Source organism: Sinorhizobium medicae, assembly GCF_007827695.1.
GTDB lineage: Bacteria > Pseudomonadota > Alphaproteobacteria > Rhizobiales > Rhizobiaceae > Sinorhizobium > Sinorhizobium medicae.
In genome coordinates this window covers 96886-118444 of the sequence record NZ_VITA01000008.1, presented here as the reverse complement: position 1 = coordinate 118444, position 21559 = coordinate 96886, and the positions used below count along the sequence as shown (strand labels likewise).

Genomic DNA, 21559 nt, shown 5'->3' with positions numbered 1-21559 from the left:
GCGCAGATATGCAGTCGCTTGAAACCGGACGTGCGGCGATCTATGAGCTTTGTGCACGTGCACAGGCTGCGAAGCGGTCCTGAGCATATGCGCAAAGACAACAAACTGAAGCGTGTCGCATGATTTCGATTGATGCGACACGCTTCAGGCAACAGAGTGGCAGCAGCCCGACGCCAGATCGAACGCTATTCCAAGGCGCCGCGCCCATTCCGACACGAGGCAATATCATGAACTTCGAAGCAGCCCGCATCAAGATGGTGGACAACCAGATCCGGACCACGGATGTGACGTCGCATTCAGTCCTGTCCGCCTTCCTGTCGGTGCCGCGCGAGGAGTTCGTTCCAGCCAAGATGCGGGAACTGGCCTATATCGACACCGACGTCGAACTCGTGGGCGGGGTGCAGCCGCGTTACCTGATGGAGCCATCGCCGCTGGCGAAGCTGCTTCAGCTCGCAGAAATTTCGAAATCCGACCTGGTCCTCGAGATTGGCTGCGGCACTGGCTACGCTTCGGCATTGCTTTCGCTTCTCGCCGGTTCCGTCGTGGCCCTGGAGAGCGACGAAGCCCTCGCTGCGACGGCCACGGCAACGCTGTCGCGTCTCGGTTATGACAACGTCGCCGTCGTGAGTGGCGATCTGACCAAAGGCTATGCGGCGGAAGCACCCTATGATGTAATCTTCGTCAACGGTGCAGTGGAAATCATACCGGCCGAACTGTTCGAGCAGCTTCGCGACGGTGGACGCCTCGTGACGGTGGAAGGTTTTGGTAACGCTTCCCGTGCAAAACTTTATGCGCGCGAATCGGGCATGACATCGGAGCGAGCTGACTTCAATACGGCCGTGAAACCGCTTCCCGGTTTCCTTCTCGAGCGTAGTTTTGTTTTTTGATGGGCCTCTTATTGAGGTAGCTCAACATATGAGTGTTGACGCTGAAACTGCAATGTTGCCGAACGGCAACGTATTATTTGTTTCTTTTTGAAATGGCCGTGTAGAGGGTCGGTGCGCAGTTGTCGTAGGACCGAATCCGGAGTTCAAAAGAGCTTGGAAGCGGTGATTTGCCCGCCATGGGTGGCGCGGAGCTTCACCGTAAGGTTTGTGCAGGCCGCCGAAAGGCGATTGGCCTGCTGAAATGCGGGGGTGGCAAATGCTGCCTCGGTTGATCGGAGGGAAGATGGTGTCGATTGTCCGCAAAGCAGCCTTGTGGGCGGCTGTCTCGACCAGTGTGCTGCTCGCGCCCCATGCCGTTCTCGCGGAGACGATTTTCGGGGCGATGGCCAAGGCCTATGCGAACAACCCGGATCTCAATGCCGCTCGCGCCGGGTTGCGGGCTACGGATGAAGGGGTTCCGATCGCGAAGTCAGGCTTTCGGCCGCAGATTTCCGCATCCGCGACGGGAACCCTGACGCGGCTCGACCAGGAAAAAAGTCGGGCGCAAGACCTTCATGCCGGGCAGGTAGGCATCTCCATCACGCAGATGATCTTCGATGGATTTCAGACGCTGAACAATGTCCGCGCCGCCGAAGCGGAGGTTTTTTCGAGTCGCGAAACGCTGAAGGCCAATGAGATTCAGATCCTGCTTTCGGCCGCGCAATCCTATGCTAACATCGCACGCGACCAGCAGATCGTTTCCATCCGCCGGCAGAACCTGGCCTTCCTCAGGGAGCAGCTGAACGCAGCGCAGGCCCGCCTCGATGTGGGCGAGGGCACGCGGACCGATGTGAGCCAGGCGCAGGCGGAACTCGCCAACGCTCAGTCGCTGCTCGTCGCTGCCGTCGCGCAGCTGAAGCAGAGCGAGGCGGTTTATGTGCAGATCGTCGGCGCGGCGCCGACCGGCATCAGGCAGCCGGGGCCTGCGACCAAGGCCATGCCAAGGTCGCTCGACCAGGCCGTTGCGACCGGGCTGCGCGAAAACCCGCAAATCCTGGCGGCTCAATATGCCGTCGATTCGGCCGGCTATCAGGTCAAGTCCGCCGAAGGCACGATGTTGCCCGGCGTCGTCCTCCAGGGCGCCGTAACGCGCAACACCGGAAATGCCGGTCAGGGGCTTGATGACACGACCGCGAGTGTCACGGCCCGGCTCGAAGTTCCGATTTATCAGGGCGGTGCGGAATATGGTCAGATTCGCCAAGCCAAGGAAATACTCGGACAGCAGCGGATCCTCGTCGACTCTGCACGCGCTTCGGTGCAGCAGACCGTCGTCTCGGCCCATGCGCAGCTCGAATCCGCGCTCGCCAGAATCCGAGCCAGCAGGTCGCAGATCTCCGCCGCGAACCTGGCGCTGGAGGGCGTGATCGAAGAACGCAAGGTCGGCCAGCGCACGACACTGGATGTGCTCGATGCACAGCAGGACGTTCTGGATGCGCAGGAGTCGCTGGCCGGGGCGCAGCGTGATGCCGTGGTTGCCAGTTATGCCCTGCTCGCCGCAATGGGGCACCTCACCGTCAGGAGTCAGGGCCTCCAGGTGGCTGAATACCGGGCCGAGGAACACTACGAGGCCGTCAAGGACAAGTGGTTCGGACTGCGTACCGTCGACGGACGCTAGATTACGATGGTTTAGGCCGGTACGGCCTGAAATCATGAACATGACGCACGACGCCGCGTGGCCGATAAGGGACCGCGGCGTTTCGCGTTACGGCGCAGTCGCCATGGCCTCTGCCGAAAAAAACAAATCTGTGCAAGAATTTACGGAGCTGATTCGCGGCGTTTGTTTCGCCGGCGAACTCACTTAAGGTTTGTTCGAATCGGCACACGGAAGGCTTTTCCGTGTTCGTCCGCAGCAAACGGGGATTGAAATGGCGCAGCTCAACGTCGCACGCGAACCTTCGATGGATGAGATTCTGGCATCCATTCGCAAGATCATCGAGAGTAACGAGCCTGGGCCGACCGGAACCTCCATGCGGCAGAGTTTCGAGGACGACGGCGGCGATGATGCCGATCATTCGATCGATTCCGAGACAGAAGCGAACGATTTCGGTTCCATTGAAGATCGATTTTCCGCCGTGGGGTCGTCACAATCGGTGGCCGAAACCCGTACCGGCTCATCACTGTCCTCGACTGCGCCGCTTTCGCTTGCAGATGTTGCGGCAAGGGTGAGGGCGGCGTCCGAGCGGCAGGCGGTGCATACGCCACAGAGAGAGCAAACAGGGGGAGCGGATGCGCGTTCGCCAGAGGATAGCCCTGTGATTTCACGCGTTGCGGCGTTCCCTTCTTCGGCTGCCCTCGCGTCGAATGCGGCCACAGGAGGTTCTGTGAGCCGCTTCCCGGCGCATGGCGACCCGGCCCCTGCAACCGGGGAGCCGGCAGTGGATGCGCATGCGGCCGCACCGGAAGAGCCAGCCGAGCCGGAAAGCGCGCCAGGCTCGATCGTTTCCCCGGCTGTCAGCCGCCAGGTGGCGCGCGCCTTCGACGAACTGGCGCATGCCGTGGAGAACGGTCCTCGCCGTTCCTTCGACGAAATCGCCGAGGCGATGCTGCGCCCGATGCTGCAGGAATGGTTGGACGACAACCTGCCGACTCTGGTGGAGAGACTGGTGCGCGAGGAAATCGAACGGGTGGCCCGCGGGCCGCGGCGCTGAATCGGTGCATAGCACCTCAGGGCTGGCAAGCCGCCTGTGTGCAAGCTGAATTGACCGTTCGATTTTGCCTGGCGTTTTCGCGCTTGTCATCGGCACCGCCGCGTCTGCTGTGCGAAGGGTTCTTTCAACCAAGGACCTGCGATGGCTGGACGTCCGAACGGAAACCGTTACCATCACTGATCGAAAGTGTTTCAACGAGGAGGCCGCGTTCGCGATGAAAGCGGCTTTTTCCCCGTTCAGGTTGACTCGCCCCGGGCGTTCCGGTTTACAAACGCTGACATCAATCTCCAAAAAATCGGCTGAAGAATGCTTGATAAAACCTACGATTCCGCAGCGGTAGAACCGAAGATCGCCAAAGCCTGGGACGAGGCGGACGCCTTCCGTGCCGGTGCGAATGCGAAGCCCGGGGCAGAGACCTTCACGATCGTGATCCCGCCGCCGAACGTGACGGGTTCGCTGCATATGGGTCATGCGCTCAACAATACGCTGCAGGACCTCATGGTCCGCTTCGAACGCATGCGCGGCAAGGACGTACTCTGGCAGCCGGGTATGGACCATGCGGGTATCGCCACCCAGATGGTCGTCGAGCGCCAGCTCAGGGAACGGCAGCTTCCGGGCCGCCGCGAGATGGGACGCGAGGCCTTCATTGAGAAGGTCTGGGAGTGGAAGGCCGAATCCGGTGGCCTGATCTTCAATCAATTGAAGCGGCTCGGTGCCTCCTGCGACTGGTCGCGTGAGCGCTTCACGATGGACGAGGGGCTTTCCGACGCCGTCATCGAGGTTTTCGTCAGCCTTTACAAGGAAGGCCTCATCTATCGCGACAAGCGCCTGGTCAACTGGGATCCGAAGCTGCAAACGGCGATTTCCGACATAGAGGTAGAGCAGGTCGAGATCAATGGGCATCTCTGGCACCTGCGCTACCCGCTCGAAGATGGCGTGACCTATGAGCACCCGGTTTCCTTCGATGAAGACGGCAATGCGACGGAATGGGAGACCCGCGACTATCTGGTCGTCGCGACCACGCGCCCTGAGACCATGCTCGGCGATACCGGCGTTGCCGTTCATCCCGACGACGCGCGCTACAAAGGGATTGTCGGCAAGCATGTCATTTTGCCGATCGTCGGGCGCCGCATCCCGATCGTCGCCGACGAGTATCCTGATCCGACGACCGGCACCGGCGCGGTGAAGATGACGCCTGCCCACGACTTCAACGATTTCGACGTCGGCAAGCGCAGGGGGCTGCGCCAGGTCAATGTTCTGACAGCGGACGGCCGGATCACGATCAAGAACAACGAGGATTTCCTCGAGGGCCTCGACCATCCGGCTGCGCTCCATGGCGCCTGGGACCAGCTGGAGGGCAAGGATCGCTTCGAGGCCCGTAAGCTCATCGTGGAGATGCTCGAAGAGGCTGGCCTCGTCGACCATATCGAACCACACAAGCATATGGTGCCCCATGGCGACCGCGGCGGCGTTCCCATCGAGCCGCGCCTGACCGAGCAATGGTATGTCGACGCCAAGACCCTGGCGAAGCCTGCCATTGCAGCCGTCAAGGAAGGCAGGACCAACTTCGTTCCGAAGAATTGGGAAAAGACCTATTTCGAGTGGATGGAGAACATTCAGCCCTGGTGTATTTCGCGCCAGCTCTGGTGGGGGCATCAGATTCCGGCCTGGTACGGTCCCGACGGGCAGATTTTCGTCGAGCGAACCGAGGAGGAAGCACTGCATGCGGCGATTCAGCATTATATCGCCCATGAAGGACCGATGAAGGCCTATGTCGAGGACTTGCTCGAAAACTTCAAGCCGGGTGAGATCCTGACGCGTGACGAGGACGTTCTCGACACCTGGTTCTCCTCCGCGCTCTGGCCCTTCTCCACGCTCGGTTGGCCGAAGGAGACGCCGGAGCTCGACAAATACTATCAGACCGATGTGCTGGTAACGGGCTTCGACATCATCTTCTTCTGGGTCGCTCGGATGATGATGATGGGCCTTCATTTCATGAAGGATGCGGACGGCACGCCGGTCGAGCCGTTCCACACGGTTTATGTTCATGCGCTCGTTCGGGACAAGAACGGTCAGAAGATGTCGAAGTCCAAGGGCAACGTCATCGACCCCCTCGAGCTCATCGACGAATACGGCGCCGACGCGCTGCGCTTCACGCTGGCGATAATGGCGGCTCAGGGGCGCGACGTGAAGCTCGATCCGGCCCGGATTGCGGGCTACCGCAACTTCGGAACCAAACTCTGGAACGCAACCCGTTTTGCCGAGATGAACGGTGCAACGAGCAGCGAAGGCTTCATCCCGGAGGCGGCTTCGCTCACGACCAATCGCTGGATTCTGACGGAGCTGTCGCGGACCATCCGCGATGTGAGCGAAGCAATCGAGGACTACCGCTTCAACGATGCGGCCGGAACCCTCTACCGCTTCGTCTGGAACCAGTTCTGCGACTGGTATCTCGAACTCCTGAAGCCCGTCTTCAATGGCGACGACGAGGCGGCCAAACGGGAGTCCCAGGCCTGCACTGCCTATGTTCTGGACGAAACCTACAAGCTCCTGCATCCATTCATGCCCTTCATGACGGAAGAGCTTTGGGACAAGACGAGCGGCCCAGGGCGCGAGCGCGCCACGCTTCTTTGTCACGCCGAATGGCCTGCGGCCTTCTATGCGGATGATGCGGCGGCGGACGAGATCAACTGGCTGATCGACCTCGTCTCGGGCATTCGTTCCGTTCGGGCCGAAATGAACGTCCCCCCGGCGGCGATGGCCCCCCTTGTGGTGGTCGGGGCGAAGGCGCAAACGCGCGAGCGTCTCGATCGGCACGCTTCCGCCATAAAGCGTCTGGCGAGGGTGGAGAAGATCGAACCTGCTGCTGTGGCCCCGCGCGGCAGCGCGCAGATCGTCATCGGCGAGGCGACGGCTTGCCTTCCGCTTGGCAGCCTCATCGATCTCGCAGCCGAGAAACTGCGCCTGGAAAAGGCGATCGCGAAAGTCGACGTCGAGCGGGAGCGGATCCTCGGCAAGCTGGCCAACGAGAAATTCGTTGCCAACGCCAGGCCCGAGCTGGTGGAGGCCGAACGCGAGCGGCTGGTCGAACTCGACGCGCAGAAGGACTCGCTCGGCATTGCTTTGTCCCGCGTTTCAGAAGCGGGCTGAAGGTCACCACGAGGCGAGACCATGATCCGCGGCAGCATTGCCGCGGATTTTTTATAGCGGCTTCCATGTGATTCGGTTGGCCGGAGAGGAAAGACGACAATACACGCATGGGTTTTGCCCGGTCGGATTTCAACGGTGCTTGGGTGACCTAATTTGCAAAAAGCAACATTGTTGTTCCAGCGTCACAGTTCGGTTTGACACTAGGATGCTTTTCTTGCTGGCCTCTGTTTTCCCTCCATTTGAGGAATAAAAATCCGGAATTTACGAATTGCGGCCAAAAGATGAAGGTCTTACGTAAATTTGGCGGAGGTCTCCGCCAAGGCGGTTCGGGGCCCGGCGGTTTGCCATTTCACGCAATCGTGAGGATACTCACCTCAAGCGCGGCACGAGGTGAATGGTCGCATCATTTGGAATGCAGGGGAGGAGCTTTATGGCTCGGATTGGATTGAAGCGGGGTGTTCTGGCTGCGGTTGCCGGAATGCTCGTGGCCTCGGCTGCGCAGGCGGGAGGGCTGGAGCGCAGCGGCTATAATATCGATCTTCTGTTCGACCCGTCGGACTATGCGGCCGAAGCGACGGCGACCTACGTTAATCCGCAGCGTGAGCTGAAGAATGTCGCCGATATCAACCCGGCAAATGGGATCGGCTCCAACGGGATCGGTGGGGGAAGCACAAGCGTTCGGGACACGGAGAGTTATTGGGCGCCCCGTATTGGAGTAAAGGCTGGTCTGGGTGACAGCATTGACTGTATGGCGGACTACTCCCAGCCTTGGGGCGCCCACACCAATCCAGGCAAGAATTGGATGGGTGCGAACGACAACATCGAAACGAAAGTCGAAAGCGACAATTATGCGGCCACCTGCTCCTATAAGTGGGACGTAGGCCCCGGTGTCGTGCGCATCATCGGCGGTGGTTTCTACCAGGAAATCGGCGGCTTCAAAGATAGGCTCGTCGCCCCCGAAATCGCGGTAGCGCCGCTTACCGGTGTTGGCCGACTTGAACTCGAAGGCGAGGCGTGGGGTTGGCGCACCGGTATCGCCTATGAGATTCCGGAATATGCAATGCGGGCAAGTCTCGTCTACAACAGCAAGGTCGACTATGACGATTTGTCCGGATTCATTGACCTGACGCAGTTCGCATTCCCGACGCCAGGTGGACCGATCCGTGGCACCAAATACGATGTTTCGGGTTCCGCCTCGATGCCGGACTCGCTGGAACTAAAGGTGCAGTCCGGTATTGCTCCTGGTTGGTTGGCTTTCGGCTCGGTCAAGTGGACGGACTGGAGCCAATTGCAAGTCCTCGAGTTCTGCCCGGCGACCGCCTCACCGCTTACGCCGTGCACCACCCTTGATCTCCTTTATCGCGACGGTTGGACCGTTACCGGCGGCGTCGGCCATAAGTTCAACGATCAGTGGAGCGGCGCGGTCAGCCTCACCTGGGACCGCGGTACGAGTCACGGCTATGGCACCCAGACCGACACGTGGCTGCTGGGATCCGGCGTCTCCTATACTCCGACGGAGAACGTCGAACTTCGCCTCGCTGGCAGTGTCGGTATTTTGACCAGCGGGAGTTCCGGCCCGGTCAGTTTCAATGGCGAGAGGATCGGCAATGAGGTCACCTACGATTTCGACAACGACTTCGTCGGGGCGATCTCGACATCGCTGAAGGTCAGGTTCTGACCCTCTCGCATCGAGTGCTCTGGGCCCGGCTTGCGCCGGGCCTTTTTTGTATCTGGTAACCAAGCTTATAAGCAGTTCTGAATGTGACGATTCAGCAACACATTTCCTGCTACGTTTTGCTACTGTCCGGGCGGGGTCGATTATGTCCATTTCCCGCCACAAAATGAGAGCAGCGATATAGGGGCGGAAGCGTAGTCGAGTTCCATGCCCCGCGTTGAGGTGAAGTGAGTTTGAGTGCCGTCATGACATCCCCAAGCATTTGGCGCCAGGCGCGCAGCCGGAGCACCGGTGGCGCAGATGCCGGGGCGCGCCTGCGAGGATCGCGCCGGCCGCGTGCGGGGCGATTGACCTGCGTCAACTCGATCAGTTCGCTGGTGACGAGCGGTTGTGCATGGATCGATCTTTGCGACGGTGATGGGGTCGGCTTGGCCGGCTCGAACGAAAGAAACTGATTGTTATGCGCGCGGGTGAAATGAAGTCGCTGAGAGTTGCGGTGCTGGGCCTGTCGATGGCGGTTGGTGCCACGGCCGGCCCTGCACGAGCTTTCGACCCCGGAGCCGGGGTAACGAAGGAGTCTGGTCCCTTCGCGCTCTTCAAGTTCGGTTTTTCGGCCTATAAGGACGGCAGGAAGGACGAAGCAGTCGAGGCCTATCGATATGCTGCCGAGAAGGGTCATACGGGTTCCCGTTGGGCTCTCGCCAATATGTATGCCTATGGCGATGGTGTCGCGGAGAATGACCTCGAGGCATTCAAGATCTACAGCGAAATCGCGCAACAGGGTGTCGAGCCCGGATCGGAAGACACGGGCTATTTCGTCAACGCTCTAATCTCGCTTGCCGGCTATTACCGGCGCGGCATTCCCGATACCCCCGTCGGATCCGACCTGTCGCAGGCCAGGCAGCTGTATTTCCAGGCGGCCTCCACCTTCGGCGTGGCGGAAGCGCAGTTCCAACTGGCGCGCATGCTGCTTTCGGGCGAGGGCGGCAGCGTCAATGTCCAGCAGGCCAAGAAATGGCTGAACCGGGCGCGCAAGAATGGACATGCCGGTGCCATGGGCGTTTTCGGCAACGTCATTTTCCAGGAAGGCCAGACCGCACGCGGTCTCGCTTATATGACCGCCGCGCTCGATCAATGTTCGCCCAAGGACAGGCCCTGGCTTCAGGCGATGCAGGAACAGGCATTCTCGCTCGCAACCGAAGACGACCGCCGCGTCGCGATAACGATGTCCCAGAATATGCATCTGCAGAGCGACGACGATTGAGTCGTTTCGGGTTTCGGGTATTCCCGATACCCCCCTAAGCGATCTCGAATGCGAATTCAGCCGTCACAGGTACGTGGTCGGACGGCTTTTCCCAGGATCGGACGTGCTTCTCGATAGAGGTCGACACGAGCTTGTCGGCCGCCTCCGGCGACAGCATCAGGTGGTCGATGCGGATGCCGAGATTCTTCGGCCAGCAGCCGGCCTGATAATCCCAGAACGAATAGAGCGGCGCCTCGTCGGAGGTCGCGCGCACGGCGTCGGTGAAACCAAGATTGCGCAGACGGCGGAAGGCGGCGCGGGTCTCGGGCAGGTACAGGGCGTCGTTACGCCAGACCTTGACGTCCCAGCAGTCATGAGGCTCCGGAATGACATTGTAGTCACCGGCGAGGATGAGTGGTTCCTCGAGCATGAGCCTTTGTTCCGCAAAGGCGGCGAGGCGCCGCATCCATGCAAGCTTGTAGGGGTATTTTTCCGTCTCTACCGGATTTCCGTTCGGCAAATAGAGGCAGCAGACGCGTAGCGCACCGCCGTTGACCGAGAACACGCCTTCGATAAAGCGTGACTGTTCGTCGGAAGCGTCCCCCGGCAATCCGCGATTGACCTCGTCCGGTCGCAGCTTGGAAAGCAGCGCAACGCCATTGAATCCCTTCTGACCGTGCGTTTCGACATGATAGCCGAGCGACTCGATCTCACCTCTCGGAAATGCGTCGTCAATGGACTTGATCTCCTGCAGACAGGCGATGTCGGGATTTGATTCCTTTAGCCAGCCCACGAGGCCGTCGAGACGCGCCTTGACGCCGTTGATGTTCCATGTGGCAATCTTCATTGGACGGCCTTGCCTCTCATGCGCGTTTTGAGTCTTCCTCGGTGACGTCGTTCTAGCCGCTGAAAATTCTTTTGACAAATCCGGGGTCTGCGACATCGTCGGGCGCCAGGCCGACTGCTTTTAAGGCCTGTATACCCTTGAACACCCGAATTGATTCCGTTCGGCGTCCGTCTATAGTCCCGCGCATGATCGCTTTCGTAGAGAGTTATTGGCCGCATTTTCTGGCACTGCTGTCCATCGCCCTGGGCGTTCCGGCGATCATCCATGCCGCTATGACGAAGGATGACGTGCGTGCGGCCGCCGGCTGGGTCGGGGTCGTCCTCCTGTCACCGGTCATCGGTGCAGTCATCTACGCGGTCGCCGGTATCAACCGGATGCGCCGCTCGTCCATCGGCCTGCAGCGTTCCTTGCTGCGCTCGACGGAGCGGGACCCGTTCGGGCGCTTCGATATCACGCATGATCAGGTGGTGGCGCGCTTCGGGCAGCGTTTTGCGGCAATGAAGATGCTTGGGGACCGGGTCGCACGCTTTACGATGTCAGCCGGAAACCGCATCACCATGCTCGAGGGCGGCGACGCGGTCTATGCGGCGATGCTCGACGCGATTTCGTCCGCCCGCCGAAGTATTCTCATCGAGAGCTATATTTTCGACCGTGATGCCATCGGCATGCGTTTTGCCGACGCCCTGATCGCCGCAGTCAAACGCGGTGTCAGCGTGCGCGTCCTGATTGACGCCGTCGGCGCTCGCTACTCCGTGCCGAGTATCGTGGGCTACCTCAAGGAAGGGGGCGTGCCGACCGCCGTCTTCAACGGCAATATCATCATGGGTCTGAGGCTGCCCTATGCAAATCTCAGGACCCACCGCAAGATCGTGGTCATCGATGGCGCGGTCGCCTTCGCCGGGGGCATGAACATTCGCGCAGGTTTTGCCGCTGAAATCGTAGGCAGCGCGGCTTCTTTCGACACGCATTTCCAAGTAACCGGGCCGGTCGTCTCCGACATCTTTCAGGTTGCCGCGGAAGACTGGCAGTTTTCGAGCGAAGAGGTGCTGGCGGGTGACGCCTGGCGCCTTGCCGACCTCCCGGTTGAGCCGGATGTGGGGTCGGTGCTGATGCGAGCAGTTCCCTCGGGGCCTGACAACACCAATGAGACCAATCACAAGATGCTTATGGGCGCTTTTTCGATTGCGCGAAAGCATATCCGGTTGATGTCGCCATATTTCCTGCCGGACAAGGAATTGGTCAGCGCGTTGGTGACTGCTGCAAGGAAAGGCGTCGAGGTCGACATCATCGTACCCTCCGTCAACAATCTGACACTCGTCGACCGAGCGATGACGGCACAGTTCGACCAGGTGCTGAAAGGCCATTGCCGAGTGTGGAGGGCGAAAGGTGCCTTCAACCATTCCAAGCTGCTGGTCATCGACGATCGCTGGGCCTATGTCGGTTCGACCAATCTGGATCCCCGTTCCCTGCGCCTCAATTTCGAGTTCGATCTCGAAATACTCGACGAAGCCTTCGCCCGTGCGATCGGTGAAAAGGTCTGTGCAATACGAGCGACCGCGGACGAGGTGACGCTTGCAGGTCTGCGCGCGCAGCCGCTCGTCAACCGCCTGGCGAATCGCTTGCTCTGGCTCGGATCGCCATATCTTTAGCGGTGGCGCGCAGTGTCAGACCGAAAAACTTGTCCCACACCCGCAGCTTGCGACGGCGTTCGGGTTTTTGATCTGGAAGGACTGTCCAAGCAGGTTGTCGACGAAATCGATCTCGGAGCCGCCCATATAGACCAGCGAGAGACTGTCGATCAGGACTTTGGCATCATGTTTTTCGAGGATGAGGTCGTCGGCATTTTCCGCGTCAACCAGATCGAACTTGTAGGAGAAGCCCGAGCAACCGCCGCCTTCAACGGAGACGCGCATCGCGCTCTTGTCCTTCTCCGCCTGGAGAATGGCGGCAATGCGCCTCGCGGCCGCATCGGAAAGGGTCACTGTTTCGTGCATTTTCTTTGCCTCCTGCCGGGGTCAAGATCCGGAGAGATTCATCTTCGCTCTCGCGCTACAATCGCATGCTGTGACAGGCGAACTTCGGGCTCGCGGCCAAGCGATGGCTCTGTCCGAGGGGCGGAGTCACTGGCCGGCGTCGCTTTCCTGTAGCGTCTTCTATAGGTATGAAGGCTTGAATGTCCCGTCAATGGGATGAGTCACGCAGGTGTGAAATGACAGTCGACAGGCAGGCCCTTGGTTTCGGTTACGGTGAACATGCAGCGTATGCTTCGAACCCGTGGGCTTCGCGTGGCAGGCTCTATCCCGAGGCGTCGAGCCCGACGCGTTCGGATTTCCAGCGCGACCGCGACAGGATCGTGCATACAACGGCATTCCGGCGGTTGAAGCATAAGACGCAGGTCTTCATTGCCGCCGACGGTGATCACTACCGCACCCGGCTAACCCATACGATCGAAGTCGCCCAGATCGCGCGCGCACTCGCCAGAGCGTTGAACCTGGACGAGGATCTCGCAGAAGGCGTGGCGCTCGTCCACGACTTCGGCCACACTCCCTTCGGGCACACCGGCGAGGACGCGCTTGACGAGGTCCTGAAGCCCTATGGAGGGTTCGACCATAACGCGCAGTCGCTGAGAATCGTCACCAAGCTGGAGCGGCGCTATGCGGAGTTCGATGGCCTCAATCTCACTTGGGAGAGTCTCGAGGGGCTCGTCAAACATAACGGCCCCCTGACGACGGCGGACGGCCAGGGGCTTCGCGGCCCGGTCTCGCAGCCGATCCTCGACTACTGTGCTCTTCACGATCTCGAACTCGCGAGCTTTGCAAGCCTCGAAGCGCAGGTTGCGGCAATCGCCGATGATATCGCCTATAATACCCACGATATCGATGACGGTCTGCGCGCCGGCTATCTCACCTTCGAAATGCTGGAGGAGATACCGTTTCTCGCCCGGTTGATGTACGAGGTTCGCGACCGCTATCCGGGCCTTGAAAGCAGCCGGTTCACGCATGAGATCATGCGGCGGCAGATCACCGCCATGGTGGAAGACGTCATCGGCGTTTCGCAGAGAGGGCTTGCGGACGTCCGGCCCGCAAGCGCAAGGGACGTGCGTTGCGCCGGCAGGGTCATCGCGACCTTCTCGGACGAAATGAGCGAGACGGACCGTCAGATCAAAAATCTGCTGATGACGCGCATTTACCGGCATCCGGAGGTCATGCGGGTACGAGAGGGAGCGGCATCGATCGTGACGGACCTCTACCGTGCCTTCATGGACGATCCTTCGCTCATGAAGGAACACTATTGGATCGATCAGATCGCGGGGATGGAGGAGCCGGCCCGGGCCCGCCATGTGGGGGATTATCTCGCCGGTATGACGGATACTTTCGCGATCAGCGTGCATAGGCGTTTGTTTGACCACACGCCCGATTTGCGCTAGTGACGCCCCCGCGTGGAGGCCGCGGGTTTTCGATTGACCCGGCCTCCTTTTGAATTTGCGCCATTCTCCAGTGTGGCTGGAAAAAGCGGACGGATTAAATGAACCTTTTCACCGACTTCGAAGCGAGAATTAATAGAATTCTGGAATCGATTGATGTTATTCGTGAAAAGCGATCCGAGTTGGACTTTCGGCGCATCAATGTGGAGCCGCCGCGCGATGCGAGTCACGGTGATGTGGCGACCAATGCGGCAATGGTGCTTGCCAAGCCGCTCGGCATGAACCCACGCGCGCTGGCGGACCTTATTGGCGACAAGCTGGCACAGGATCCGGAAGTCGCCGAGGTTTCCGTTGCCGGTCCCGGGTTCATCAATGTCCGCCTGTCGGTTTCCTATTGGCAGAAGCTTCTGGCGGTCATAACGCGCGCCGGCGTCGATTACGGTCGCAGCGCATTAGGCGCCGGCCGCAAGATCAACGTGGAATATGTCTCGGCCAATCCGACCGGCCCTATGCATGTCGGCCACTGCCGCGGTGCGGTCGTCGGAGACGCGCTTGCCAATCTTTTGGCCTTTTCGGGTTTCGACGTAACCAAGGAATACTACATCAACGATGCGGGTTCGCAGATCGAAGTGCTCGCCCGGTCGGCATTCCTGCGTTATCGTCAGGCGCTTGGCGAGGACATAGGCGAGATTCCGGCGGGCCTCTACCCCGGCGACTATCTCGTACCGGCGGGAGAGGCGCTCGCGGACGAGTACGGCACGAGCCTCAGGATCATGCCGGAGGACAAATGGATGCCGCTCGTCAAGGAGCGCGTCATCGACGCAATGATGGCGATGATCCGGGAGGATCTTGCGGCACTCAATGTCAATCACGACGTGTTCTTTTCCGAGCGGGCCTTGCACGACAACGGTGCAGCGCGAATCCGCACGGCGATCAACGATCTGACTTTTAAGGGGCATGTCTACAAAGGCATGCTGCCGCCGCCGAAAGGCCAGTTGCCGGAAGATTGGGAAGACAGGGAGCAGACGCTCTTCCGCTCGACCGAGGTCGGTGACGACATCGATCGCCCGCTTATCAAATCCGACGGCAGCTATACCTACTTCGCAGCCGACGTCGCCTACTTCAAGGACAAGTTCGACCGCGGTTTCGACGAAATGATCTACGTGCTCGGCGCCGACCACGGCGGCTATGTAAAGCGGCTGGAGGCGCTTGCGCGTGCGATCTCTGGCGGATCGGCAAAGTTGACCGTGCTGCTGTGCCAGCTCGTGAAGCTCTACCGCAATGGCGAGCCGGTGAAGATGTCCAAGCGCTCGGGCGATTTCGTGACGCTGCGCGAAGTCGTGGACGAAGTCGGGCGCGATCCCGTCCGGTTCATGATGCTGTACCGCAAGAGCTCCGAGCCTCTCGATTTCGACTTTGCCAAGGTGACGGAACAGTCGAAGGACAACCCTGTCTTTTACGTGCAATACGCCCATGCGCGCTGCCGTTCCGTTTTCCGCCAGGCTGCTGAAGCATTTCCTGACCTGGATCTGTCGTCCATCGATCTCGCCGGCGCGGCGGGCGCTATTGCCGATCCCACGGAAATGCAGCTCGTCGCCAAGCTCGCAGAATATCCCCGTGTAGTGGAGGCCGCAGCATTCTCGCATGAGCCGCACCGAATCGCTTTTTACCTGTATGATCTTGCGGCGGTCTTCCATGGCCACTGGAACAAAGGTAAGGAAAACCCGGCATTACGTTTTGTTAACGATAAGAATAGAGAATTAAGCATTGCCAGACTCGGGCTGGTGCATGCTGTCGCCTCGGTATTGAAGTCGGGCCTGTCGATTACAGGGACTTCGGCACCGGATGAGATGCGGTAAGTAGTGTCACCAATTCCCCACAATGCACTGGCAATTCAACGCAGGCAGTTGTGAGTGGAGAGTATGGCAGACAAACAATTCGCACGAAGCGGACCGGCGGAATTCGATAGGTTAGCCGATGATGATCCGTTGAGCGAACTTGCCCGCATTGTCGGTTACGATGCTCGGCCAGCCGTTCAGCAATTGCAGGAGTTGCAGCGCCATCAGGAGGCGATGCGGCGCGAGCCGGTTTTCGATCTCGAGGAGGAGCTCCTTCGCGCGTTCGACAGTTACGATGCTCCCCAGGCACTGCCCGTCCGGCCCGATAGCGGCCTTGTCGGGCATCCTTCGGACGGCATGTCCGATGATCGGGAGCATGCCGTATTCGAAGAACAGTTCGCTCCGGATTCAGCCGCCACCGATGCCGTTCCGGCCGTCGAAAAGGTCGCCGTCGGTGCCGAGTATGCATCCATCGAGACGCCGATCGAAGAGGCGCCGAGTGACGATGCAGCATTTGCGTCAGAGCGGTATTCCCCTGCATCCAATGCCGATGTGGCCGAACGCGCAATGGCATCGCATCAGGAGCCTGCCGTCGACCTAGAGCGCGAGCTCGAATTGTCGCTGGGCTACGATGCGTCACCTGATGACACGGACGCCGTGCAGTCGGTTGTTGTCCCGGCTGACGCAAACCCTGCTGCCGGCCTAAGTGATGAGCCGGTTTTCGCCGATTGGCAGGAGCCGCTCTCCTCAAAGCTGGCCGTCGCCGGCAAACTCGCCGAGCGGGCCGGGCTGGCGGAACCGGTCTATGTCGACATGGCCGGTCATTTCGAGGGTGTTGAGCGTGCGGATATTGCCGCGGCGCCTGCAGAAATGCTTCCGCAGCAGGCGGCTTCAGCAGACGCCGACCGGCTCCTGGCCGATGTCGAGCGCTTCCCGGTCCCGGCGGCAGCAGAGGCTGCGGCCCCCGTCGTGGCCGAAATTCAGGATCGGCCTGCTCCGGTCGTGAAGAAGAATAACTTCCCCTTTACGCCGACATTCAGCCGCGCGACGCCGGTGGCGTCACCTGGCGGTGTTTCGCAGCAGCGCGCTTTTGCAACGCCGGCTGTCGATGCGGTCATCGCGAGTGCGGCCGCTGTTGGCCCGGTGTCTGCCGTGCCGAGCCAACCCCCGGAAGATGCACGCGCACTGCGTGCGGAAGAGGCGCCTCCGGTGCTTCAGGACAGCTCGCCTGAAGCGGAAGTCGAGCCGAGCTTCGACATCGAAGACTTCGAACTGGAGTTGGCCGACATAGCGCTCGATCTTGCGGACGGCCCTGTTGATGAGGCTCCTGCGAGCGTCGTCGCTGCGCACCCGGCCGTCTCCCACCCGGCGCTCGTCGAAACGCCTGCACAGCCCTATCTGCAGGCTCTGAACATGCCGGGCGATCCGGAGACAATCGTCCGCAGGCCGCAAAACCCGGCGCCTGAGCCTTTTGTGCCCGTGGAGCCCGAAATGAAGCCTGCCGAGGTCGTATTGCCTTTCGACCCGGCGATGATCGGCGAGACGGAGACGGGGGTCGCGCCTATCGCCGAACTGGACGTCCCGCAATTGCCCGCGGTCGAGGCAGAGGGGAAGGCGGCCGGATATCCCGCCGACTACGATCTCGACATCGATGCCGAGATGGCTCAACTGTTCAGTGCGCCTGCTTCCCCCGCCCGGAGCGCCGCAGACCACGCATCCGCGCCTGTTTCGGCGGATAAAGCGGGATCTACATTCGCTTCGGCTGATGATTTCGACGAGTTCGAGAAGGCTATGGAGGAGGATTTCCAGCGATCCATGGCAGAGCGACGGACCTCGGTTCCGGAAGCCGAAGGCATGACGGTGATGCCCCATGCGCAGGCCGAAGAATATGTTGAAGAAGGTTATGGCCGCCGCTCCCAGCGCATGATGATGCTCGCCGCGAGTGTAGCCGGCGTCATCATCATCGGCGGCGCTGCAGTCTACGCCTGGATGGGCGGCAGTCACGCTGTCCTTTCCGGCGATGGTCCGAAGATAATCCTTGCGGATAAGGCGCCGGTGAAGGTCGTACCCGAAGAGAAGGGCGGCAAGACTGTGCCGAACCAGGACAAGGCAGTTTACGACCGCGTTGCCGGTGTCTCGGGCAAGGCGCCGCTCCAGCAGAGCCTGGTCTCCTCGACCGAGGAGCCGATGGATGTGGTGCAACGTACGCTGACCCCGGAGACCTTACCGCTGGAAGGTCGCGCAGAAGAGGGCGCATTGCAGGGTGCGTTGCCCGGCGAGGAGGACGAAGTCGCTCGCCTGCTGCCGGATGGAGATGCCGGCAATGCGACGGCGGATGCAGAGGAGGCGGTTCCAGCCGTTGCGCCGCGCAAGGTCCGCACCATGATCGTCAAGCCGGACGGCACGCTCGTCCCGCGTGAAGAGCCGGCGCAGCAGCCGGAAAGCGTGGCGGTTGCGCAGCCGATTCCGGCTCGTGCCTCCGGCGAAGCCGTTGCGGCCGGCTCACAAGGCGAAGCAACCGTGGCCGGAGCCGGAGCCGATCTTCGGGCAGCCGCGCTGCCGGATCCGTCCAACGCAGCGGCTGACGGGGCGACCCCTGTTCGGAGTGTGAAAACGTCCGCGCTGCCTCAGGCACGCCCGGCCGCTCAGCCGCAAGCGGCTGCCTCCAACGCGACTCCCGCGGAGAACCAGCCCGCCACCGAAACGGCAGCCTCGCCGCTGGCGACGGCTTCGGTTCCGGCCGGCAGCTACGTGATTCAGATTGCTTCTCTGCCTTCGGAGGCCGAGGCGCAGAAGAGCTATAACAATCTTTCCTCCAGGTATGCGAGCGTGATCGGCGGTCGCGGCGTGGACATCCGCAAGGCGGAGATCGCTGGCAAGGGCACGTATTACCGGGTCAGGATACCGGTCGGTACGCGGGAGGAGGCCAATTCGCTTTGCTCTCGCTACAAAAGCGCGGGCGGAAGCTGCCTCGTAACGAAGTAATGCGTAAGCGGGGCAACGAAAACGGGCGCGGCAGGAATGCCGCGCCCTTTCTCGTTGTCAGGAGATTTTCGCTGTGCACGACTCCGTAAAGGCTCAAAGCCGGCTACGCTTCGGGAAAACATGCAGTATGCTTTTCGCATGAGCGAATCAAAAGCATTCATTTCCGGCTGCAAGGGCCTTACGCTGACGCAGGAAGAGCGCGACTTCTTCGCCGGCGAGCGCCCATGGGGCTTCATTCTCTTCGGACGGAATATCGGCGAGGAAGAGCAGATCTGCGACCTGGTGGCGAGCCTGCGCGACAGCATAGGTAACCCGGGAGCACCGGTGTTGATCGATCAGGAGGGCGGCCGTGTTCAGCGCATACGCCCGCCGCTCGTCGCGCAATATCCCAATGGCGCGGCGATCGGCGAAATCTATCGCCGGGATCGTGAACTCGGTGTGCGTGCCGCGTGGCTCATGGGACGCCTGCATGCGTTCGACCTGATGCGCTTCGGCATCACGGTCGATTGCCTGCCGGTACTCGACGTACCGGTTCCCGGGAGCCACGACGTGATCGGCAACCGCGCCTATGGGCATGATCCGGCGACGGTCACTGAGATCGGCCGCGCCATGAGCGAAGGGTTGAAGGCTGGGGGCATGCTGCCGGTCATGAAGCATATGCCCGGTCACGGCCGAACCTTCGTCGATTCGCATCACAGCCTGCCGGTCGTCAGCGCCGGCCTCGATGAATTGAAGAGTAGCGATTTTCTTCCCTTTGCGGCGATGAAGGATGAAGCGATGGCCATGTCCGCGCACATGGTCTTCACTGCAATCGACCCGGACAACCCCGCAACGACCTCCACAAAGGTCGTTCGCGAGATCATTCGAGGCCATATTGGCTTCGACGGCCTGTTGATGTCCGACGACGTTTCCATGAATGCCCTTGCCGGGGACATGGCCGCACGCGCCCGCGGAATAATCGCCGCCGGTCTTGATCTCGTATTGCATTGTCATGGCATTATGGAGGAAATGAAAGCTGTGGCAGATGTCGTTCCGGTCATCTCCGGGGAGAGGCTCCGCCGGGCTAAGGCTGCCGAGGCAGCCTTCCGGGAACCGGACAGTTCGGTCGAAGCTGCACTGCGCACAGAGTTTAACGCAATGTTCGCGCTCGCCTAGGCTGCTGAGCCTGAGTGAATGGGACCGTTGTTGAAAGGGCAAGGGTCGGGGTCGTGACCAATTCGGGCGAAAGGCAAGTACAGTCTTCCGTGAAGGCGCCAATGGAGCCTTTGTGGCAGGACGAGTCTGCGCGTCGCGGATTGCACGAGGACGAGCTCGTCATCGACATTGCCGGTTTTGAAGGTCCGCTGGACCTCTTGCTGCACCTCGCGCGCAGCCAACGCGTCGATCTTTCGCGTATCTCGGTGCTGGCTCTCGCGGAACAATATATCGCCTTTGTGGAGCGGGCACGGTCCATCCGGATCGAACTTGCGGCCGACTATCTCGTCATGGCCGCATGGCTTGCCTATCTCAAGTCTCGCCTGCTTATCCCGCAGCAGGCGAAGGACGAAGGGCCATCGGGCGAGGAACTGGCCTCGGCGCTTGCTTATCGTCTGAAGCGCCTGGAAGCGATGCGCGACGCTGCGACGAAGCTCGTAAACAGGAATCGCCTTGGCCGGGACATCTTCGTGCGCGGCGCCCCCGAGCACATCCTCACGGAAAGAAAGTCAGAATACGAAGCTTCGCTTTACGACCTGTTGACGGCCTATGCGACGCTCAGGCAGCGCGAGGCGATAACCCAGGTCACGATCGAGAGACGGCATGTCTGGTCGCTCGGCGATGCGCGTTTGATCCTGGCGCGGATGGTCGGCAGCCTTGACGACTGGACGGCGCTGGATCACTTCCTGATCCGCTACATGACGAGCCCGCAGGAGCGCGCGACGGCAATCGCAAGCTCTTTCGCTGCATCGCTCGAAATGGTGCGCGAGGGGCAATTGGAAATCCGCCAGGAGGGCGCTTTCACGCCGATTTATCTGCGGCGCGGACCAAATCCGATCGATGCGGCAACCCTTGCGGAGATGGAGGCGGCGCGTGGCTGAAGCCCAGAAGATCCTGCCGGTGTTACCGGATGGAGAGGACGATGCCGAAGAAGCTTCGGTCGCGCCAAGGCTCGAGCGGGAGGCAGAGCGGATCGCCGAAGCGCTCGTCTTCGCCTCCGCTCAACCGGTCTCGGAAACCTATATTGCCGGCCGGCTGCCGCGTGGCACCGACGTCGGAAGCGTTATGGCGCGGCTCAAAAGCCGGTATGCAGGCAGCGGCGTAAACCTCGTTCAAGTCGCGGACCATTGGGCCTTCCGTACCGCCGCGGATCTGTCCTTCGTCGTCCAGACGGAGGAGCAAGAAGTCCGAAAGCTGTCGCGCGCCGCGCTGGAAGTGCTGGCGATCATCGCTTATCACCAGCCGGTGACACGCGCCGAGATCGAGGACATACGCGGCGTCCAGACCTCGAAGGGTACCTTGGACGTGCTGATGGAGGCAGGGTGGGTTCGGTTCCGCGGTCGCAGGCGATCGCCAGGGCGTCCGGTGACTTTCGGGACGACGAGAGATTTTCTCGATCATTTCGGCCTCGAAGAGATCCGCGATCTTCCGGGGATCGAGGAGTTGAAGGGAGCCGGGCTTCTATCGGGACGTGTTCCCTCCAGCCTGAATATTCCGGTTCCCGTCGGCGAGGATGAATTTTCCGATAACGAGGATCCGATAACCCAGATGGACTTGGAAGAGCTGGGCCTCTTGACACCGAAGGCTGAAGAAGACGATTAGAAATCCTGAGTATGGGTATCGTCTTTA

General features: G+C 60.7%; 15 protein-coding genes. 13 read left to right on the top strand and 2 right to left on the bottom strand.

Annotated features, from left to right (window positions below):
- Positions 1-227: 227 nt before the first annotated feature.
- The 6 genes from FB009_RS15860 to exoR all read left to right on the top strand — a co-directional run bounded on the left by FB009_RS15860 (position 228) and on the right by exoR (position 9663).
- The gene (locus tag FB009_RS15860; protein WP_011975318.1) at positions 228-887 is read left to right on the top strand and encodes a protein-L-isoaspartate O-methyltransferase family protein; all 660 of its coding nucleotides are present in this window, start codon (positions 228-230) and stop codon (positions 885-887) included.
- Between the two features lie 283 nt (positions 888-1170).
- A complete protein-coding gene (gene tolC, locus FB009_RS15855; RefSeq protein ID WP_011975319.1) occupies positions 1171-2541 on the top strand; it encodes an outer membrane channel protein TolC in 1371 nt (456 codons plus the stop codon).
- A gap of 250 nt (positions 2542-2791) precedes the next feature.
- Complete coding sequence (locus FB009_RS15850) at positions 2792-3574, top strand: PopZ family protein (RefSeq protein WP_011975320.1); 783 nt, start codon at positions 2792-2794, stop codon at positions 3572-3574.
- Positions 3575-3880: 306 nt separating this feature from the next.
- Positions 3881-6724: a valine--tRNA ligase gene (locus tag FB009_RS15845; protein ID WP_127580998.1), complete on the top strand. Its 2844-nt coding sequence runs from the start codon at positions 3881-3883 to the stop codon at positions 6722-6724.
- Positions 6725-7154: 430 nt separating this feature from the next.
- Positions 7155-8402, top strand: coding sequence for an OmpP1/FadL family transporter (locus tag FB009_RS15840; RefSeq protein ID WP_011975322.1), 1248 nt, complete (start codon positions 7155-7157; stop codon positions 8400-8402).
- Between the two features lie 457 nt (positions 8403-8859).
- The gene (gene exoR / locus FB009_RS15835; protein ID WP_011975323.1) at positions 8860-9663 is read left to right on the top strand and encodes a two-component system ChvIG regulator ExoR; all 804 of its coding nucleotides are present in this window, start codon (positions 8860-8862) and stop codon (positions 9661-9663) included.
- A 34-nt stretch (positions 9664-9697) separates the two neighbouring features.
- Here the strand turns inward: exoR and xth are convergent, their stop codons facing one another.
- The gene (xth, locus tag FB009_RS15830; RefSeq protein ID WP_011975324.1) at positions 9698-10489 is read right to left on the bottom strand and encodes an exodeoxyribonuclease III; all 792 of its coding nucleotides are present in this window, start codon (positions 10487-10489) and stop codon (positions 9698-9700) included.
- Positions 10490-10674: 185 nt separating this feature from the next.
- Here xth and FB009_RS15825 point away from each other — a divergent pair, with 185 nt between their 5' ends.
- Positions 10675-12138: a phospholipase D-like domain-containing protein gene (locus FB009_RS15825; RefSeq protein WP_011975325.1), complete on the top strand. Its 1464-nt coding sequence runs from the start codon at positions 10675-10677 to the stop codon at positions 12136-12138.
- A 15-nt stretch (positions 12139-12153) separates the two neighbouring features.
- On the opposite strand, the gene erpA is transcribed toward FB009_RS15825, so the two are convergent.
- Complete coding sequence (gene erpA, locus FB009_RS15820) at positions 12154-12483, bottom strand: iron-sulfur cluster insertion protein ErpA (protein ID WP_011975326.1); 330 nt, start codon at positions 12481-12483, stop codon at positions 12154-12156.
- 215 nt (positions 12484-12698) lie between these two features.
- Between erpA and FB009_RS15815 the strand changes: the two genes are divergently transcribed.
- The 6 genes from FB009_RS15815 to scpB all read left to right on the top strand — a co-directional run bounded on the left by FB009_RS15815 (position 12699) and on the right by scpB (position 21532).
- Entirely contained in the window at positions 12699-13916 is a 1218-nt protein-coding gene (locus tag FB009_RS15815; RefSeq protein WP_011975327.1) for a deoxyguanosinetriphosphate triphosphohydrolase, read from the top strand.
- 98 nt (positions 13917-14014) lie between these two features.
- Complete coding sequence (gene argS / locus FB009_RS15810) at positions 14015-15772, top strand: arginine--tRNA ligase (RefSeq protein WP_011975328.1); 1758 nt, start codon at positions 14015-14017, stop codon at positions 15770-15772.
- A gap of 63 nt (positions 15773-15835) precedes the next feature.
- Positions 15836-18736, top strand: a complete 2901-nt coding sequence (locus tag FB009_RS15805; RefSeq protein ID WP_011975329.1) for an SPOR domain-containing protein — start codon at positions 15836-15838, stop codon at positions 18734-18736.
- A 120-nt stretch (positions 18737-18856) separates the two neighbouring features.
- Positions 18857-19891 carry a beta-N-acetylhexosaminidase gene (gene nagZ, locus FB009_RS15800; protein WP_011975330.1) on the top strand — a complete coding sequence of 345 codons (1035 nt, stop codon included), beginning with the start codon at positions 18857-18859 and terminating at the stop codon, positions 19889-19891.
- 101 nt (positions 19892-19992) lie between these two features.
- Positions 19993-20811, top strand: a complete 819-nt coding sequence (locus FB009_RS15795) for a segregation and condensation protein A (protein WP_011975331.1) — start codon at positions 19993-19995, stop codon at positions 20809-20811.
- Positions 20804-21532 (top strand): SMC-Scp complex subunit ScpB, encoded by a 729-nt coding sequence (gene scpB / locus FB009_RS15790; protein WP_018011134.1) that lies wholly within the window; start codon positions 20804-20806, stop codon positions 21530-21532. The genes FB009_RS15795 and scpB overlap by 8 nt, the downstream gene beginning before the upstream one ends.
- The last annotated feature ends 27 nt before the right edge of the window (positions 21533-21559 follow it).

Bases quoted from the DNA above. Each gene is read 5' to 3' on its own strand.
- tolC (WP_011975319.1), top strand. From the start codon at position 1,171: ATGGTGTCGATTGTCCGCAAAGCAGCCTTGTGGGCGGCTGTCTCGACC.
- erpA (WP_011975326.1), bottom strand. From the start codon at position 12,483: ATGCACGAAACAGTGACCCTTTCCGATGCGGCCGCGAGGCGCATTGCC.
- FB009_RS15805 (WP_011975329.1), top strand. From the start codon at position 15,836: ATGGCAGACAAACAATTCGCACGAAGCGGACCGGCGGAATTCGATAGG.
- FB009_RS15860 (WP_011975318.1), top strand. From the start codon at position 228: ATGAACTTCGAAGCAGCCCGCATCAAGATGGTGGACAACCAGATCCGG.
- xth (WP_011975324.1), bottom strand. From the start codon at position 10,489: ATGAAGATTGCCACATGGAACATCAACGGCGTCAAGGCGCGTCTCGAC.
- FB009_RS15815 (WP_011975327.1), top strand. From the start codon at position 12,699: ATGACAGTCGACAGGCAGGCCCTTGGTTTCGGTTACGGTGAACATGCA.
- argS (WP_011975328.1), top strand. From the start codon at position 14,015: ATGAACCTTTTCACCGACTTCGAAGCGAGAATTAATAGAATTCTGGAA.
- FB009_RS15825 (WP_011975325.1), top strand. From the start codon at position 10,675: ATGATCGCTTTCGTAGAGAGTTATTGGCCGCATTTTCTGGCACTGCTG.
- exoR (WP_011975323.1), top strand. From the start codon at position 8,860: ATGCGCGCGGGTGAAATGAAGTCGCTGAGAGTTGCGGTGCTGGGCCTG.
- nagZ (WP_011975330.1), top strand. From the start codon at position 18,857: ATGCAGTATGCTTTTCGCATGAGCGAATCAAAAGCATTCATTTCCGGC.
- FB009_RS15850 (WP_011975320.1), top strand. From the start codon at position 2,792: ATGGCGCAGCTCAACGTCGCACGCGAACCTTCGATGGATGAGATTCTG.
- FB009_RS15840 (WP_011975322.1), top strand. From the start codon at position 7,155: ATGGCTCGGATTGGATTGAAGCGGGGTGTTCTGGCTGCGGTTGCCGGA.
- FB009_RS15795 (WP_011975331.1), top strand. From the start codon at position 19,993: ATGGAGCCTTTGTGGCAGGACGAGTCTGCGCGTCGCGGATTGCACGAG.
- FB009_RS15845 (WP_127580998.1), top strand. From the start codon at position 3,881: ATGCTTGATAAAACCTACGATTCCGCAGCGGTAGAACCGAAGATCGCC.